The sequence below is a fragment of the Bacteroides gallinarum DSM 18171 = JCM 13658 genome (assembly GCF_000374365.1).
GTDB lineage: Bacteria > Bacteroidota > Bacteroidia > Bacteroidales > Bacteroidaceae > Bacteroides > Bacteroides gallinarum.
In genome coordinates, this window is record NZ_KB894215.1 from 1 (window position 1) to 1161 (window position 1161).

The 1161-nt window shown below is 34.8% G+C and carries 2 protein-coding genes; one reads left to right on the forward strand and one right to left on the reverse strand.

Annotation, left to right across the window (positions count from 1 at the left end; all coding sequences use genetic code 11):
* Window positions 1–628, forward strand: a 628-nt coding sequence (locus C233_RS0122075; protein WP_018669624.1) for a restriction endonuclease subunit S, incomplete at its 5' end; no start/stop codon positions are given.
* Here the strand turns inward: C233_RS0122075 and C233_RS0122080 are convergent.
* Window positions 621–1161, reverse strand: a 541-nt coding sequence (locus tag C233_RS0122080; protein WP_018669625.1) for a restriction endonuclease subunit S, incomplete at its 5' end; no start/stop codon positions are given. The two genes, C233_RS0122075 and C233_RS0122080, sit on opposite strands and share 8 nt — an antisense overlap.

The following is a 1161-nucleotide window of genomic DNA, read 5'->3' on the forward strand; positions in this document are numbered from 1 at the left end:
ATCCTTAATCAAAGGACTAAATGACTCTTTGTATAAGCAATATGGTAATGCTATAACAACATCTTTTTCTGATTTTGGGCGTTCATATTCAGGATTATCAGGAAAATCCGCAGATGACTTTGGAAGTGGCAAACCATTCATAACATATCTGAATGTTTATTCTAACAATGTTGTGAAAGAGAACGATTATCAATATGTTCGTATAAACGATGGAGAAAATCAGAATGTGGTCAAATATGGTGATGTATTGTTTACTTTATCCTCCGAAACGCCAGAAGAAGTTGGAGTCGGCTCTGTTTATTTGGGAAAAAATGAAATCTATTTGAATAGTTTTTGCTTCGGTATTCATATTGAGAATAAACGAATAGCCTACTCACCATACCTTTCATACTACGTTGCTTCAACGCCATTTAGAAAGTTTATATATCCGTTTGCGCAAGGAAGCACACGCTTTAATCTTTGCAAGGCAGATTTTGAAAAAGCAAGTATAAAACTGCCTTTGTTGGAAAATCAAAAGTACATCTATGCAATATTGAACAGCATAACAGAGAAAATAGAAATTGAAAAATCATTGCTGAGACACTACACTACACAAAAGCAGTATCTGCTTTGTCAAATGTTCATATAAACATCTGACGAAGCAAGTATTGTTTCTGCAAACTAAGGTTTATTAGAACATTTTGTTCTGCCAATAGTTTGTCATCTATTGTAGACAGAAACTTGGCGCATTTTAGTTGCTCTGAATATGATGGACAAAAGATTCGAGCTTTACCATAGTCTTTGAAATATATGTGTGGAATTGCCATTCCTGTCTTATATGGTTCAAAATTAAAAACTTTCAGTAAATAATAGAGGTATTGGAGCGAAAAGCCTTCTTTCGCTTGTAAGACATTCAAAGTTCCAGTTGCAGAACATTTCCCAGTGATATAGGATACAGCCCCAACTCCAGAACCATCTTTGATAATATAGACCGCTTCACTTTGAGTTCCATAATTGTCAAGGTATCCAACTACACCATTAGCACCATAGACCGGATATGTACCATATTCCAAGACATCACTTTCCTGCAATGTTGAAGAACTACATTCTAAACATTGTGATATGTGCATATTAGGTTTGTTTCGAAGTACGATATTCTGTGCAATTCCTTTGATTAAGGAT